Raw genomic sequence first — 17092 nt, forward strand, 5'->3', positions numbered from 1 at the left:
CAAAGAAAAGCCTTATTTTGTAAACGCAAAATGAACAAACCAAAACTAGTCAGGAAGATAAGTTTATTACAGGCTACCGCTATTAATATGACAGATATGGTGGGCATTGGCCCCTTTGTGGTATTGAGTGTGGTGGCAGAAAGCATGAATGGCCCCTGGTATTTGTATGCCTGGGTGGCCGGTGGGCTTTTGTCGGTAATAGATGCCAATGTTTGGAGCCAATTAGGGGCAACTTTCCCTTTAGCAGGTGGCAGTTATAATTTTTTAAAAGAAGGTTATGGCCCCCGGTGGGGAAAATTGATGAGCTTTTTGTTTGTGTGGCAAACCATGATTCAAGCCCCATTGGTGATAGCATCGGCGGCGATTGGTTTTGCACAATATGCTTCCTTTTTGGTTCCCTATAGTACCACGGTTTCAAAATGTATTAGCGGTTCGGTGGTTATTGCTATTGTGTTTCTGTTGTACAGAAAAATTGATGCCATTGGAAAAATCAGTGTGTTTTTGTGGACGGGGGTATTGTTTACCATGGGCTGGATTATTAGCGGAGGTATGTTGCATGGGCATTTTATGCAACCCATACTACACATCAACGATGGATTGACGATCAATCATGCATTTGCTGCTACATTAGGCTTTGCGAGTGTAAAAACCATATACAGTTACTTAGGTTATTACAACGTTTGCCATTTGGGGGGCGAAATTATGCACCCTAAAAAAAATATACCCCGCAGTATGTTTATTTCCATTGGGGGTATTGCCGTGTTGTATTTGCTGATGAATGTAAGCATTGCCAGTGTGTTACCGCTGCATACCATACAGCACAGCCAGTTTGTGGTAAGTACTTTTATTGAACAGATAGCAGGCCCTTCTGCCGCCAATGTGGCTACGTTGTTAATTTTATGGGTGGCTTTTGCATCGGTTTTTTCTGCCACACTGGGTTATAGCCGTATACCCTATGCCGCGGCTGCCGATGGGGCTTTCTTTTCTGTATTTGCCAAACTGCACCCTACCAAACATTTTCCCTATGTATCATTATTGGTATTAGGTGGTACTGCCTTTGTGTTTAGTTTGTTGTTTAAATTACGCGATGTAATTGATGCCATTCTGGCTATGCGTATTTTAATTCAGTTTATTGGGCAAGCATTGGGCTTAATTTTATTAGTGAAAAGAAAAGGCCGGAAGTATTTTGCCTGGCACATGCCCTTGTACCCTTTACCGGTATTGCTGGCTATGGCTATGTGGTTCTATATTTTTATTTCAACCGGCTATACCATGATGCTGGGCGGAATAACGGTAACCCTATTGGGTATCATTGCCTATCTGCTAAAAGCCAAACGTAATAAAGAATGGCCCTTTCTGAAAGGATTAGTTGTTGGGGAGCAAAATTTGGATGAGCCAACTGATGATGGCGACGAGTAAAGCACCAATTACATTGAGCCATAAGAAACTAACCCCTAGAATATTGTATTTGTTTAATACAAACACCAGTATTACTATAAGTTCACTTACAATGGCCGCCCAGAAAACAGCATTCCCTTTTACTGATTTCATATAAAACGCTACTAAAAATATACCGAGTATCACCCCATAAAAAAGTGATCCCAAAACATTTACGGCTTCAATGAGACTGCCCATGCCAATCACAAACTCTGCTACAATTACACAGAAAATACCCCATGCAAGGGTATAAAATTTTGAGATTTTATAATTATTAAGTGCTTCATCATAAGAAGCGGGTAAATCTTCTTTCTTTTTTTGAAAACGCAAATGAAAATCAATAACTGAAGTAGCAGCCAATGAATTCAGTGCTGCTGCAGTTGACCCCCAGGCTGCTAAAAAAATAATGGCAATGAGTAATCCTACTAAACCATGCGGTAAATAGTCTACTACAAAGCGCAGAAAAATATAATTGGTATCATTGGTATCGCCGGTAATACCTGCTTTTTGAAACAAACCCTGATAACTGGTTTTGAGTTGCTGCGAATGTACATTCAGTTCCTGCAATTTTGCTCTTGCCTTATCGGGTTCGGTATTCCATATTTTAAGAGCTGCCTGCTTTTCTGCATTTATCTGGTTGTATTGCTGTTCTAACAATATGGCATTGTGTTTCTGGCTGCTGTTCAGCAATTGTTCATGCACCACATTGTTAAAAAAAATAGGCTGGTCGCTGAATTGATAAAACGTAAACAATAAAGCGCCTATCAGTAAAATACCAAATTGCATGGGCACTTTTACCAATCCGTTCAACAACAAACCCATTTTGCTTTCTTTATCATTTTTGGCGGTAAGATAACGGCCTACCTGACTTTGGTCGGTACCAAAATAGGAAAGCGCCAAGAAGAAACCGCCAATAATACCGCTCAGCAAATTATACTTGTCTTTCCAGTCGAACCCATTTTTAGTAAACCCCGTGGTAATTACATTTAATTTACCATTACTGCCGCTAATTTTCAATGCATCCGTAAAGCCAAAGCCGTTGGGCAATAAATGTACAATCATAAAAGCTGCAATTGCCATTCCTGCAAATATGATAATGAGCTGCAATTGCTGGGTATAGGCAACTGCTTTTGCCCCGCCACTTACTGTGTAAATAATCAACAGACCGCCCATGATGATATTGGTGATATAAATATTCCAGCCAAACAATGAAGACAGAATGATGGCGGGTGCGTAAATACTGATACCGGTTGAAAGACCACGAGATAAGAGGAATAAAAAAGAAGTAAAGGAGCGGGTTTTAATATCGAAGCGATGTTCTAAAAACTCATACGCCGTAAAAATTTTTAAACGGCTGAACAAAGGTACAAAGCTGATGCAGATAATGACCATGGCAATAGGTAAACCAAAATAATACTGCACAAAGCGCATACCGTCAGTAAATGCCTGACCTGGGGCCGATAAAAAAGTGATGGCACTGGCCTGGGTACCCATTACACTTAACAACACCAAATACCAGGGCATAGAACGATTGGAGAGAAAATAGCCTTCCAGGTTCTTTTCTGTTTGGCTCTTGTATATCCCATAAGCAATGATGCCTACCAATATGAGCGTAAGAACAATCCAGTCAATTTGGTTCATGAAAAATATTGTGTAAACCAGGTAAAAAATATAATTTCTGCAATCAACGCTATAATTACCAACAGGTACCATTTATTCCAACCGGTGAAAACAATTATTTTATTGTTTTGTGGCATTTGATTAATTTTTTTCTGAACCCTTTTAAATAAACCGATAATAACAAACTAAGCAGCCTTTAAAAAGTAATTGAATCTTTAATGCAATCATCATATTCACTTCAGTATCATTCCTTTTGCAGTTTAGCTAATTATTCTCATATCATCAAGTCTTGTAACGGGAATACTGCTGCATTTTTGCTAAAGTTTTATTAAAGCTGCCTAAACACTGCTATTTTCCATTTACTAAACTGCCTGCAAACAAACCCAAAGCCAACCCAATGAGCAAACCGATTTTTACATTTTTAATTAAAAAACCCAAGGCAATACCAATAATTAATATCGTAAAAAAACCTATTTTTTTTCTGGGATGCATTGTTATTATTCGTGTTTAGGTAAAGCAATTAAATTTGCCAATAATTTATAAGCACCTGGCACTCCGGCAGGTAATTGCCGAAACAATACCAAACTTACATAAGCTACATTGCCTTTGCCATAAGGGGCAATAATTAAACTGCCTGATGATGGGGCTTCATCTGTATCATGCATACTCAGCGGGGCTTCAAAATGCGCATCATTGGTTTGTGCCTGATAGGTGCTGCGTTCCTGTACCCATCCTTCAAAATCGTTTTCGGTGATTTTGTTGGGGAAATTTAATACGCTATGCTTCGGTAACAAAAATTGAACCGGCGAATTTTCTTCCGTTACCCGCGGACTACCATTCACTAAGAATTTGTAGGGACCCGCCTGAACCGGTTTATTGTTGATAAAATTGCTTTTATAGTATTGAATAATGAGGTTACCCCCGTTGTGAATGTAGCGGTTAAAAATATCATTTTTGGTAGTGAGAAATTCATGAATATTATACGCTCGAATACCAATTAAAACGGCATCGAACTGACGAAGTTTTTCATCGGTAATGTCCTGCTCCTGCAACCACTGCACCTGATAACCCAATTGTTGAATGGCATCGGGCAGTTTATCGCCGGCACCGGCAATATAAGCCACCCTTGTACCCACTACTTTTATCGGTTCGGTAATTACTTTTACACTGTCTGTATACAAATAATGAATGGTAGGTATATGATTGTAGGCAATTTTCTTTACGTTTAAATGATAGGTTTCATTTTTTCCCTGAATGGGGATAATAACGGAAGGTTGAATAACAGGCACTTGCTTCGCATTAAAAATGCCCCCCAAAGGCACCGGCCAGGCATAATTTTTCCCGGCTTCAAAAAGTAGCGTTGTATCTTTGGTATACACAATGGTGTTGCCTTGTTGCAATTGATAGGTTACAGGAACTTTGGATCCACCATAATTGGCTTGTAATTGAACGTTTAAAAGAGGCGGATTAACCTGCTTGCCTTCCCTTTCCACATTACTCAATACCACATTGGGTTGTATACTAACTGTAACAGGTGGTGTAATCACAAAGGGCTGGTACACTTCTCCTTTTACAGGATCGAGATATTTATACTGCACGGCTTTTTGAATGGTAAATACCAAATCCTCTAACGCAAACGTAAACGCAACTGCATAAGCAGGCGGACTTTCAGGTTTGCCAATTAAAGTTTGGTCGTTTACCGTAAACATGCCTACATTTTCCATAGGGTGCACCAACCAATAAGGCTGTGAAACCGGCTGCTGCAATGCTACCGGAAATTTTCGTTCGAAAGCAATATTATCATTTACAGGCAACAATTGAGCAATGGCCGTATCAAACAACACTTGTTGCCTGCTCATTAAGGTTAACTTTTTCAGATGTAAAGCAACCGGTAATCGTTTGTTCACAAAAAACTGTAATTGCATGTGCTGCCCTTCTACTGCATATTCATTGCTACTGGTAGCTTCTGCCATCAATCCACTGCAATCCACAATCAGGTTTATCACTTCCTTCAATTTTTCCTTTGTCCAATCATTTTGTTCAGGTAATTGTTGAATAGCATGGTATATATGAACCAATGCAGGCAAAGAATTTTCGGGGTGTTGAATATTGTATTGTTGTAATAAATCATTCACCAAAGGAATAATGGCGGCACCGCCTTTGATGCGGCTCCAGGTAATATTAATGCCATCCATCAAGGTACTATCTGGCGGGGTACCACCGGTAGTGGTAAAATATTCGGTAATACTACCTTCCCTTCTGGGCCTGCCTTCACCCTGGCTTTTGTGCATGCTTCTGGCTTCGCCTCCAATTTCTCCATAACTTTCGCCCAACAACGCATTATAGCCGCCTACTTCAATTTTTAACTGATCGTTGGCGGTGGTATTGATGCTGCCAAAGTTGTACGTATTCCACAAAATACGTTTGGCTTGCCAGGGCTTTACGCCATATTTAAATTGTTCAGGAAATTTAGTAGAATCGGCGGCGGCAGTAAATGCTTCGTTTGCCAAAATAGCAGAAGCCCAGTGATGGCCATGTCCTGCTCTTTTATCACGTGGAAAACGGGTAATGATTACATCAGGCTGGTATTTGCGTATTACCCAAACAATATCGGCCAGTACTTTTTCTTTATCCCAAATATGCAATGCCTCTGTAGCACTTTTGCTAAATCCAAATTCAAATGCCCGGCTAAAATACTGGCCACTTCCATCTATTCTTCTGGCAGCAAGCAATTCCTCCGTTCTAATCAGTCCCAATTCAAAACCCTGTTCATCTCCAATTAAATTTTGACCGCCATCTCCTCTGGTTAAACTCAGGTAAGCAGTTTTATACAAAGCTCCCTTTGCCAGATAAGGCAACAGGGTATTGTTTTCATCATCCGGATGTGCAGCCACATATAATACACTACCCAGCACATTTAATTTTTTCATCTGCAAAAAAATAGCTGCACTGTTTACAATGGGCGGATTTTGTGCCAACACAGTCTCACTGTATAACAGGCCTGCAGCCCAACAAAAAAGGAATACTAATTTTCGCATATTTTTTTCAATAAAAGATTTTATACATATATTTAAGGTAACAGCTACAATACTACCAACAAAGAAATGTGTACAAGTTATATACGAAGATAAATGAACCATTCAAAAATGCCTGCATAAGGTGATGAATGGCTGGTTATCTGCTTAAAATATCGTTAAGATCTTTTATTGATAGCTCCTATCCGATTTGCTTTTTGAATATATTATAGATAATTATAACAAGTTTAAAAAAATCATCTGGCAAACCATTAAAAAAATTGTAGCTTCGGGCAGTTGATTAAATATGCACATTAATTAAAATATTAAATCATTGAACTGATGAATGCACCGATTAAAACTGCGCTGCTTTCTTTTGGCATGAGTGGAAAAGTATTTCATGCACCCTTTATTGATGCGCATCCAGGTTATATTTTAGTGGGTGCCTGGGAAAGAAGTAAAAAACAAATTCAACAAATTTATCCACATACAAAAAGCTACGATACACTGGAAGCATTATTGGCAGATGATATTGATTTGGTAATTGTAAACACCCCCAACGAAACCCATTATGCCTATACCCGGCTGGCATTGTTGGCCGGAAAAAATGTGGTGTTAGAAAAACCCATTACTGTTACCACAGCTGAAGCCAAAGCCTTGAAAGAACTGGCATTACAGCAGCAGTTAATGATTTGTCCGTACCAAAACCGCCGCTACAATAGCGATTATTTAACCACCAAACGTGTAATTGAATCGGGATTGTTGGGAAACATTGTAGAAGCAGAATTGCGGTTTGATCGATATACCCCTCATTTAAGCTCAAAAGCACATAAGGAAACCGGCAAGCCGGGCACAGGTGTTTTGTACGATTTAGGTTCACATTTAATTGACCAGGCATTGCAATTATTTGGTGAACCCGAAGCTTTGTTTGCAGATATTGCTGTTACCCGACCCGGCTCTGTGATTGATGATTATTTTGAATTGCTTTTGTATTACAAACATTGCAGAGTACGTTTAAAAAGCGGCTATTTTGTGCGGGAACCCCTACCGGGTTACATTGTATTTGGAACAGCCGGCAGTTTTTTAAAATCGAAAGCAGATGTGCAGGAAAATCATTTAATAGAAGGCAAAAAACCAACCATGCCCAATTGGGGCATTGAACCTGAAGCCGAACAGGGTTTATTGCATACAGCAATAGACGGAAAAATAATACGGGAACATGTACCTACCGAAAAAGGCAATTACATGGGGTATTTTGAAGCCTTGTATCAGGCATTGGTGCATCAGCAACCCTTACCTGTTACCATTGATGAAAGCACAGCTGTAATTGCTATTATTGAAAAAGCTTTTGAAAGTAACCAAAAGGGATGCAAAGTAATACTGAGCTAAATTGAGCATCATTGATCAGATGTTTGAAGTAGTTGAGCAGGATTTTGACGAAATGTTTTTTCTAACAATGCATACAATTGCGGATGATGTTGCGCCAATAAATGCGGTTGTGAAAAGAAATATTCACTTACTACCGCTAAAAATTCTGCGGGATTAGTTGCACCATAAATATTAATATCGCTCTGTCCGGCCTGCATTTCCTGCATAGTTCGATGTATTAACTGTACCCAAGGCAAAACGTAGGGTTTGCTTAATAAACTTTCCGGTATACCATCAGTAGAGCCATCAGCTTTATCTAACAAGTGTACAAATTCATGAATGGCTGTATTGCTTTTACTATGTTCATTCATAAAACCTTCTCGCAGCGATTGTTGCGATAAAATCATCATTTGATTGAGGGTGCCGGTACCTACCATCCCCAAAACATCGCAATTTATGCCTTCTAACTGAAAGGTTTTTTCTTCAAAAGCATTGGGATATAATAAAATATGTTGCAAATTATAATAATGCCAGTTAGGAAAACCCCAAATAGGTATAATGGCACTGCTGGCAATGAGTACCGCATCTAAATCGGTGAGGGTTGTTTTTACCGGATGTATTTTAACATATTGTAAAAATTGCATCACTCGTTTTTCAAATAATTTTTGATCGATTGCATTTAGTTGTGTGTAAAAATGTACATGTTGGTTCAGCAATTGGTGCCATGCGGTTGGCATGGGTTGTATTTTTTTATGGCGAGGCCAAAATAGGAATAGTGCTACCAATGCAATGGAAACCACCAATAATATCCAAACTGTCATGCCATCTGTTTTAAATGTTAAAAAAAAATCTACACAGTTTATATGTAGATTTTTTTATAGAATGAATGTGATTATATTTACATTTTTTTGGCATCTTCTAAAAACTTAGCCAATCCTATATCGGTTAAAGGGTGTTTCAATAAACCGAGGATAGAATCTAATGGACAAGTGCAAACATCGGCACCGGCTTCCGCACATTTTACAATATGCAATGAGCTACGGATGGAGGCTGCCAATATTTCTGTTTCAAAACCCTGTAAGGAATAAATATGCGCAATTTGTGCAATCAGTTCTACCCCATCCCAATTGGTATCGTCAATACGCCCAATAAAGGGTGATACATATTTGGCGCCTGCTTTAGCTGCTAAAATAGCCTGACCAGCAGAAAATACCAAAGTACAGTTGGTTTTAATACCATTATCGGTAAACCATTTAATGGCTTTTACGCCATCTTTAATCATAGGAACTTTTACTACAATATTGGGGTGGATGGCTGCTAATTTTTTACCTTCGGTAACAATACCATCAAAATCGGTTGAGAAAACTTCTGCACTAATATCGCCATCTACCATTTCACAAATGGTTTTGTAATGGTTCATTATAGCATCGTTGCCTTTTACACCTTCTTTTGCCATTAAAGAGGGATTGGTGGTAACACCATCTAAAATACCTAAATCGTTTGCTTCTTTAATTTGAGCAAGATTTGCGGTATCAATAAAAAATTTCATGATGAATTATTTAAAACGTGAACAATAGACGGAAAAATAATTGCTTTTACGAAAGCATTGAACATAATAAAAAGGCAGGCTACTCACATCGCACCGCTACAACCGCTTATCCTTGCTGCATTCCTGCCCTGGGGAGGTTCAGCAGGAGCTGGTCGTGTAAGACCTGCCGGCTGCAAATGTAAGGCAACTAATTAAATTTACACACTACATTTTATTGATTTTCGGAATAGGGAATATTCTTTACTGTAATTAATGGGTATAAAACACAAAAATTGAGTGAATATGTTTCTTAAATACATTAATAAAATTATTAATATTTTAAATTTGTGTTTGTAAAAAAATCATTAAAAGTCAATAAAATTATTTTCATCTTAAATTTGCATATTCATTTTTAGATGGATGGAGATTTTAGCATAGCAAACCTTTTTTAGCCACCATTTCAAAATGTAACCTCACCATTACCCGCATCAAAAGGCAAAACACAAAGTTTTGTGCATTTTTATTCAATTAATTGGGCGGAAATGGACAGGAAAAAAATATACTTACTGCTTTTAATATGGTTCTTAATCAATTTAATTCAAGGATTGGTTACCAATATTCAGGAAGATGAAACTTATTACTTTCTGTATAGTAAAAGCATAGATTGGGGCTATTTTGATCACCCCCCTTTTATTGCATGGATGATAAGAGCCGGTTCATTGTTTTTTAAGGGCAATTTGCAAATACGTTTTTTCCCAATTGTATTGCAGCCTTTTACACTTTTATTAATTTGGGAACAACTGAACTTTAAAAGAAGAGCTACAACTCAACAAATATTGTTATTTTTTCTTACAACGTTTTCAATGATTATGTTTTCTGTATATGGTTTTGTAGCAACGCCAGATTCTCCCCTACTTTTTTTCACTGCATTATTTTTCTTTTCCTATCAAAGATTTCTAAAAAAGAGCAATTGGATTAATACCTTATTAATGATTGTAAGTTCGGTTGGATTAATATACAGTAAATATCAAGGGGTATTGGTCATTTTTTTAAGCCTGCTTTCCAATACTTCGCTATTCAAAAAAAAACAATTTTACTTGGTTTTATTGATTGGCCTTTTACTTTTAGCGCCACATATTTATTGGCAATACAGTCATCATTTCCCTTCAATAAAATTTCACGCCATCGGCCGGTCTGAGCCATTTAAATGGGCGTATTTTTGGGAGTACATTCCCAATCAAATGCTTTCTTTTAATCCATTTATATTTTTAGCTGTAATATATGTTTTAGTAAAATATAAATATATTGATGCTTTTCATAAAGCTTTGTATTTTAATATTATTGGAATTATTCTATTTTTTTGGGTTAGTACATTTAGAGGGCATGCAGAACCTCACTGGACAATTGTAGCTGCAGTACCCATGCTGATAGTATTGAATGAACACATCAGTTATCATCCGGCTTTACTAAAATACACCAAACGCTTTATAGGAGCTTCTGCAATTTTGGTGCTGTTATTAAGAATAGCATTGGCGGCACAGCTTTTGCCTGAGCAATTTGGCTTTTCATCGAAAAGTGATTATTACAAAGCAATAGCTGCTGAAGCAAATCATATACCTGTAATTTTTTTAGGAAATCATATTGAACCATCATTGTACCATTTTTATACCGGAGATACTGCTATTTCCTTATCAAATTTAAATACCAGAAAATCGCAATTTGATATTTGGAATTATCAAAATAACTGGATGGGTAAACCAGCATTCATATTTGGAGATTTTAAAGGAAAATCAAATCATTATAATGTTAACGGATACAAATTCAATGGATTTAAAACAGACTCATTGTTTACAACGAACTCTTTAAAAATTACATATCAACTGCCAACTGATATACTTTACAACAATGACTCTGTTTTAATACCTTTTCAATTGAAAAACACTTTAAACAAAACATTCTTTCTGCAAACAAAGGATTTTACAGTTGAAATTAATGCAATTTTGAAGAATAAAACATCCATTTTAGTAGTACCGTGCAGGAAAAAACTACGCAATCAATTTATATTACCGGGTGCCACAATTCAAGATACATTACATTTAATAATGCCTAAACTATCAACCGGGCAATATCTAATTGGTTTGGCAGCCTCTAATACTTTAGGACCAACAGCTAATAGCAGCTTTACTTCAATTGAAATAAAATAGCATGGAATAACATTACAAATGAATAATGAAATATTAGATTTCAGTAGTACAATGAAAGCTATTGCCGGTTAAATCTGGAATTAATGGTTGTAACCCCCACTAATTCATCGTACCGATCGTTTAATGAACGGTAATACACAAAAATGGTATAATCATTTTCTGTTTCCCAGCTATTGCCATCGGTTAATTTTAATGAGCCGGCAGCACCGGGGTTATCGGCAGGCCGGGTAACGTAAGTATAATTGTAATAACCTTGTTTTAAGAAAAGGGTTTGTTCATAAACGCCTTTATCTGCATTAAAAACCATTTTAGCTTTTTGGGTGAGCCGGTTGCCGGTTAAAGCCCCCAAAATATACACATCCTGTCCGGTAAATGGATGATTGCCCGGCGGCACAAAACTAAAATGCACATAGGCATAATCGGTTTGCCACCAGGGGTTTACCAGCTCGGTGGTGCTTATCATATACCAGCCATTCATATCGTTCATCAATAAATAAGGCTGACCCGATAAATCGTAATCGTTCTTCAAATATACCTGATAGGGAAAATTGCTTTTGTCAACGGCAGCTACCCTTTCACTCTGATAACGGAAGCTTTCTAAATTAGCCCAACGATATTCTTTCCCGCCGGGAAAAATACAATCCTGCTCGGCATTGTATTGATAAATATTGTTATTAATAAAAATGGGTTGAATACCCTGAATGGCATTATCCCATCGATAATTCTGCATAATCAGCACTTTAAATTGTTGTTGCGGATTTAAAATATTCAATTCACGGGTATTGATGCTTAACTGTACTTTTTGATGGGTTAAAAATAACTGATTAGTAAAGGGTTGTGCAATATTTGCGGTAATATCAACCCGGTTATGTACTACAAAAAAACGGCGGGTAAATGCCAATTTAGAAGTATCGCCATCTAAAAACACTTTTAAAATATAATTACCGCTTACAGCCGGCATGGCATTGGCATCGGGGAATACTAACTGATAGGAAACGTATTGCAGAGGTGTTATAGAGGAAATGCGGTACTGGTTAATAGCCTGTTGTTGAAATCCTTTCAGATAATCAAATATACTTACATCAGCCGGTGTCCAGTCGGCATTACACAACACAAAAGTGTAATAAAAATTTTTGGGATAAGCTACCAAATCGTCAAAATGCAATTCCAATAATTCACCGGAATTGAGGTGAATAACGGGCATGCTTTGCTGATTATTTTGTTTGAAGATAGATACATTGCCAATGGATGGCATATACACCGAATCAACATAGGTTTGCGCCTGCAACGAAGTGCATAACAACATTACTACCAATAGTTGGAGCCATTTCATGTTTCAAACTTTTAATAAAAATACAATACTGCTGATTATTGCCATAATTTAATTGGTTTTGCTGATTGCCCCGCAGCACGTAGTTTTGAAACATTTTAAAACCGTTGCCTTGGATGTTGCTTTTTATATTGCCAGAAAAATAACTTTTAACCACGAAAAAACATTTTCGCGATTTATTATTCGTTTGGCCATAGTGGCTACTGCGGTAAGCGTTATGTCGATGATTGTTACCTTAGCCTTTGTAAATGGATTTCAGCAAACCATTTCTGAAAAAGTGTTCAGTTTCTGGGGACATATACGCGTACAGCATTTTGAAGTAGATAAAGCCCTGGTAGCAGAAGAAACACCCATTGAGCGCAATGATACCGTAGAATATATTCTGCACCACCAACAAGGTATTCAGCAGGTTCAGGTATTTGCTACCAAAAGTGCCGTATTGGCTTATCACCGTGAAATTGAAGGCACTTTATTCAAAGGTGTTAATGCAGAAAATGACAGTTCCCGGTTAAAACCGTTTTTACAAAAAGGAAGATGGCTGCAATTTAATGACAGCAGCTATTCCAAAGAAATCATCATCTCAACAAATATTGCCAATAAACTCAATATTCAATTAGGCGATACCCTGCGTATTTTCTTTATTTCAACTGATGGCAGTGGCAATACTTACCGTAAACTGAAAGTAGTTGGTCTGTATAAAACAGGTATTGAAGAATATGATAAACTGTTTGCAATTGGTGATATACGCCTCATTCGCCGCATTAATAACTGGCCGGCCAATGCCATTGGAGGTTACGAGGTTTTTTTAAATAATTACAAGGACATGAATAGGGTGAACCAGGCATTACTGAATCAGCTTCCCAATGTCTGGAGCAGCAAAACCATTCAGGATGTATACCCAAATATCTTTGACTGGTTGAATATACAAGATGTAAACCGCAATGTAATTTTTATCGTAATGTCAATTGTAGCCATTATTAATTTGGTTACCTGCCTGCTCATTCTGGTATTAGAACGCACCAGAATGATTGGCATTCTGAAAGCCATTGGCGCCAACGATTGGCTGATACAAAAAATATTTCTGCTCTATGCCTGGTTTATTGCAGGTTTTGGTATTGGCATTGGCTTAATTGCCGGGCTGGGTGTATGTTTGCTGCAACAATTTACCGGATTTATTCACTTAGATGAAAGCAATTATTATGTATCAGTGGCGCCTGTTCATATTATTGGATGGCAGGTTGTATTGGTTTGTGTAGCTACTGCTTTGGTTTGTTTGTTGGCATTAATGGTGCCTACTGCACTGGTTAAAAAAATTCAACCGGTAAAAGCCATTACTTTCAGGTAAGATGCGATAGTAAAATACCCGCAGCTACTGCTGCATTCAACGACTCCGCCTGCCCTTTGCCGGGAATAGTAACAGGGTGTGTAATGGCAGATAATACCGCTTGCCGAATACCACTTCCCTCACTTCCAATGAGCAATGCTGCATTAGGTAAAAAGGGCATTTGTTGTACCGGAACTCCATTCAATACAGCGCCAATAACGGGCACCTGCAGTTTTTCAAGCCAGAATGGCAAATGGGTATACCAATGGTTTACCCGTAAAAAACTACCCATGGTGCTTTGAATTACTTTGGGATTGTACCATTCCACCGTATCGGTGCTGCAAACAATATGCGCAACACCAAACCAGTCTGCTATTCGAATCATGGTACCAAGATTCCCCGGATCCTGAATGCCGTCTAACACCAGTACCAACCCCTGTGGTGTTGCAGGTATCGGCGTTTCAGCACGCTGCTGCACCACCAATATCACTTCGTTAGGTGTTTGCAGATTGCTGATTCTATCCAATTCAGCCTCAGATACAATTATCACAGGTACTTGAACATCAGCATGATGTGTCATCCAGTGTTCCGTTGCATAAATTTTTTTAATGGTATAATCAGATGCCAGTATTTCAGCAGCTATTTTAGTTCCTTCAGCTATAAATACACCTTCTTCTGTTCTTTGTTTTTTGTGGCACAAAGATTGAATATATTTGACCTCATTCCGACTAAGCATTGATATGAATTTTAAGCTACAGCAATTATTACGATATACCACCCTAACTCTGCTACTTCTTTATTTAGCCGCTTGTTCTATTGTAAAAAATTATCCGATTAATAAACCTTTTGTTTTTGAAAACAGAATAGAACTAAACGGAAAGGTGTCCAAAGATGAGAAAAAACGCTTAAAAAATGAATTAAGCAATTATTGGGATGATAGTTTACAGGCCCGTTACATCAGCGAAATTAAGCTTTCCTTTAAACAACCCATTATTAGCAAAGTATTGAAAAATCCACCTGTATTTGATACCACCAATATTTCGCGTACCATTCGGTATATGAATGCCTATCTCAACTCGCAGGGGTTTTATTATGCACAATTTGCTGATTCAGTACCCAGGTTTGATACAGTAAAAAACCAGATACGTGCTACCATTATCATGAAAATTAATCTGGGTAAAAATATTACCATCGATTCTGTGCGTTATCATTTGCTAGATACAGCCGTTCACCCTATTGATTCCAGTTTGCAAAAAATGGCGCTGGCTGCCAGCGGAAAAACCTTATTGAAAAAAGGTACCCCTTATACCAAACAGGTAATCAGTAACGAATTAGACAGGCTGGCGCTTTTATTCAGAGATAGCGGGTATTACAAAATTTCGAAAGACGATTTTTATGCCGAAATTGATACCACCAATACTCAATTACTGCAATTGGCCTTCGACCCTTTAACACAAGCCAAACTGATTGAAGAAGCCAATAAAGCCCGCTACGAAAATCCAAAATGGAATGTAGAAATTAAACAGCACCAGTTTAAAGACAGCAGTAAACTTACCCAATATTACATTCATCATATTTACTATTACCCTGAATTAAAAATTACCGACCAGCCAGATAGTGTTTTATTGCAAAAGAATTTAAAGCAATTCAATTACAAACACTTAACTATGGTGTATCAGGATGGTAAATTTATTTATAAGCCGCTCATTGAACATACCTATTTAAGATACAATCAACTTTACAGCGAATCGAAGTATTACAAATCCATCAATGACTTGGGGCATTTACCGGCCTGGCAACAGGTTGATGGTAAGGTAGTATCTTATGGAACAGATTCATTAGACCTGTATTTATTTTTAACCCCTGCCCTGAAACAAAGCTATAGTGTAAATTTAGAAGGCAGCCGCAATACCGGTGATATTACCATTGGCAACCTGTTTGGTATTGCCACTAATTTTACTTACACCAACAGAAATTTATGGAAGCGGGCCATACAGTCTCTCACCAGTTTGCGCCTGGGTACAGAATTGAATATTGGCCAGGCACAAAACCCGGGGGTAACGGGTACGCCTTTGTTACAAACCTTTCAAGCCAGTTTAAGTCATACCTATAATTTTCCAAAACTCATTATCCCAAGGGTTATTGATTCAAAATTTTTCAGATCGGCCGATAATAAACGAACCTTACTTTCCGTTGCAGGCTCTTATACTGACCGGAGAGATTATTACCAGTTACGCTCTCTTACCACCAGTTGGGGGTATGAGTTCTCAAAAAATGCACGTAAATCCAATGCCGTCACCAGCATTTCATTCAAGCCATTGAATGTGGAGTTATATAAAATTGATACCTTACCCGGATTAGATACCCTTTTCAAAAACAATCCATTTCTTCGAAATTCATTTCGCGATGGCAATGTAGCAGGCTCGGCCATATCAGCCATCCGAACATTCAACAGTCCGAGAGACCCTTCCAAAAGCCATTTTATCCGTTTGGGTATTGAAGAATCAGGTACATTAACATCGTTACTGAATATTTACACCGACCGAATATTCAAATACATTAAAACAGAAGGGGAATACCGTTATTTAAAAAAATACCACAAAACAGAACTGGCTACCCGCTTTTTTATCGGCGCCGCCTTTCCGAAGGCAGGCCAGAATATTCCGGTGTATAAACAATATTTTTTAGGCGGCCCCAACAGTATGCGGGCTTGGAGCCTAAGAGAATTGGGTTTAGGTTCTTCCATATTAGTAGATACTATTTCAAATACAAACTACAAAGAACGTTTTGGCGACATGGCGCTGGAAGCCAATATAGAATACCGCTTTCCATTGTTTACATTTAGTGCATTCAAACTATCCAGCGCATTGTTTACCGATATGGGCAATGTATGGAGCCTTACCCCCAACCCTTCCGATCCCAATTCAGTTTTTGCCTTACAAAGATTAGGGAAAGATTTGGCTATAGGCGTGGGTACAGGCCTGCGTTTCGACTTCTCCTACTTCTTATTGCGCCTAGATTTTGGTTATAAATTAAAAGATCCGGCCCGACAATACAATGATGGTTGGGCAGAGTTCAATAAACTAACCTGGACAGAAAACAGAGGCAATGCAGTCGTCAATAATTACGCCATACAATTCGGTATTGGGCTCCCCTTCTAATAGCTGAATAAAGTTGATAATACCGGCTGCTAACCTTCGTGGCATCGCCTGTTGCGTCGCAATCACTTCACCGTTCCAAACATTGGGCAGCAGGCAGTATGTTTTG

12 protein-coding genes and 1 other RNA gene are annotated in these 17092 nt (G+C 38.1%); 5 read left to right on the forward strand and 8 right to left on the reverse strand.

Features of this window, described 5'->3' with window-relative positions:
* Positions 1-30 precede the first annotated feature (30 nt).
* A complete protein-coding gene (locus tag A0F92_RS10540) occupies positions 31-1419 on the forward strand; it encodes an APC family permease (protein ID WP_068245467.1) in 1389 nt (462 codons plus the stop codon).
* Here the strand turns inward: A0F92_RS10540 and A0F92_RS10545 are convergent.
* From A0F92_RS10545 to A0F92_RS10550, 3 genes are all read right to left on the reverse strand, one after another.
* A complete protein-coding gene (locus A0F92_RS10545; protein WP_068245470.1) occupies positions 1366-3078 on the reverse strand; it encodes a sodium:solute symporter in 1713 nt (570 codons plus the stop codon). The genes A0F92_RS10540 and A0F92_RS10545 overlap by 54 nt on opposite strands.
* 327 nt (positions 3079-3405) lie before the next feature.
* Complete coding sequence (locus A0F92_RS15635) at positions 3406-3549, reverse strand: hypothetical protein (protein WP_167517027.1); 144 nt, start codon at positions 3547-3549, stop codon at positions 3406-3408.
* A gap of 5 nt (positions 3550-3554) precedes the next feature.
* Positions 3555-6095, reverse strand: a complete 2541-nt coding sequence (locus A0F92_RS10550; RefSeq protein ID WP_068245623.1) for a PIG-L family deacetylase — start codon at positions 6093-6095, stop codon at positions 3555-3557.
* Between the two features lie 318 nt (positions 6096-6413).
* Between A0F92_RS10550 and A0F92_RS10555 the strand changes: the two genes are divergently transcribed.
* Positions 6414-7460, forward strand: a complete 1047-nt coding sequence (locus A0F92_RS10555) for a Gfo/Idh/MocA family oxidoreductase (RefSeq protein WP_068245473.1) — start codon at positions 6414-6416, stop codon at positions 7458-7460.
* A gap of 8 nt (positions 7461-7468) precedes the next feature.
* Here the strand turns inward: A0F92_RS10555 and A0F92_RS10560 are convergent, their stop codons facing one another.
* The 3 genes from A0F92_RS10560 to ffs all read right to left on the reverse strand — a co-directional run bounded on the left by A0F92_RS10560 (position 7469) and on the right by ffs (position 9157).
* Positions 7469-8260, reverse strand: coding sequence for a M90 family metallopeptidase (locus A0F92_RS10560; protein ID WP_068245478.1), 792 nt, complete (start codon positions 8258-8260; stop codon positions 7469-7471).
* 77 nt (positions 8261-8337) lie between these two features.
* The gene (gene fsa / locus A0F92_RS10565) at positions 8338-8988 is read right to left on the reverse strand and encodes a fructose-6-phosphate aldolase (protein WP_068245481.1); all 651 of its coding nucleotides are present in this window, start codon (positions 8986-8988) and stop codon (positions 8338-8340) included.
* Positions 8989-9057: 69 nt separating this feature from the next.
* Positions 9058-9157: signal recognition particle sRNA small type (gene ffs / locus A0F92_RS10570), an RNA gene on the reverse strand.
* A 352-nt stretch (positions 9158-9509) separates the two neighbouring features.
* Here ffs and A0F92_RS10575 point away from each other — a divergent pair.
* Complete coding sequence (locus A0F92_RS10575; RefSeq protein WP_068245486.1) at positions 9510-11171, forward strand: ArnT family glycosyltransferase; 1662 nt, start codon at positions 9510-9512, stop codon at positions 11169-11171.
* Between the two features lie 58 nt (positions 11172-11229).
* On the opposite strand, the gene A0F92_RS10580 is transcribed toward A0F92_RS10575, so the two are convergent.
* Entirely contained in the window at positions 11230-12504 is a 1275-nt protein-coding gene (locus A0F92_RS10580; protein ID WP_068245495.1) for a type IX secretion system plug protein, read from the reverse strand.
* An 85-nt stretch (positions 12505-12589) separates the two neighbouring features.
* Between A0F92_RS10580 and A0F92_RS10585 the strand changes: the two genes are divergently transcribed.
* Positions 12590-13846 carry an ABC transporter permease gene (locus A0F92_RS10585; RefSeq protein WP_253810366.1) on the forward strand — a complete coding sequence of 419 codons (1257 nt, stop codon included), beginning with the start codon at positions 12590-12592 and terminating at the stop codon, positions 13844-13846.
* Here A0F92_RS10585 and A0F92_RS10590 read toward each other — a convergent pair.
* The gene (locus A0F92_RS10590; RefSeq protein ID WP_068245497.1) at positions 13839-14561 is read right to left on the reverse strand and encodes a TrmH family RNA methyltransferase; all 723 of its coding nucleotides are present in this window, start codon (positions 14559-14561) and stop codon (positions 13839-13841) included. The genes A0F92_RS10585 and A0F92_RS10590 overlap by 8 nt on opposite strands.
* A gap of 4 nt (positions 14562-14565) precedes the next feature.
* Here A0F92_RS10590 and A0F92_RS10595 point away from each other — a divergent pair, with 4 nt between their 5' ends.
* Positions 14566-16986 carry a BamA/TamA family outer membrane protein gene (locus A0F92_RS10595; protein ID WP_068245500.1) on the forward strand — a complete coding sequence of 807 codons (2421 nt, stop codon included), beginning with the start codon at positions 14566-14568 and terminating at the stop codon, positions 16984-16986.
* Positions 16987-17092: the final 106 nt, after the last annotated feature.

The sequence above is a fragment of the Hydrotalea flava genome (genome assembly GCF_001623405.1).
GTDB lineage: Bacteria > Bacteroidota > Bacteroidia > Chitinophagales > Chitinophagaceae > Hydrotalea > Hydrotalea flava.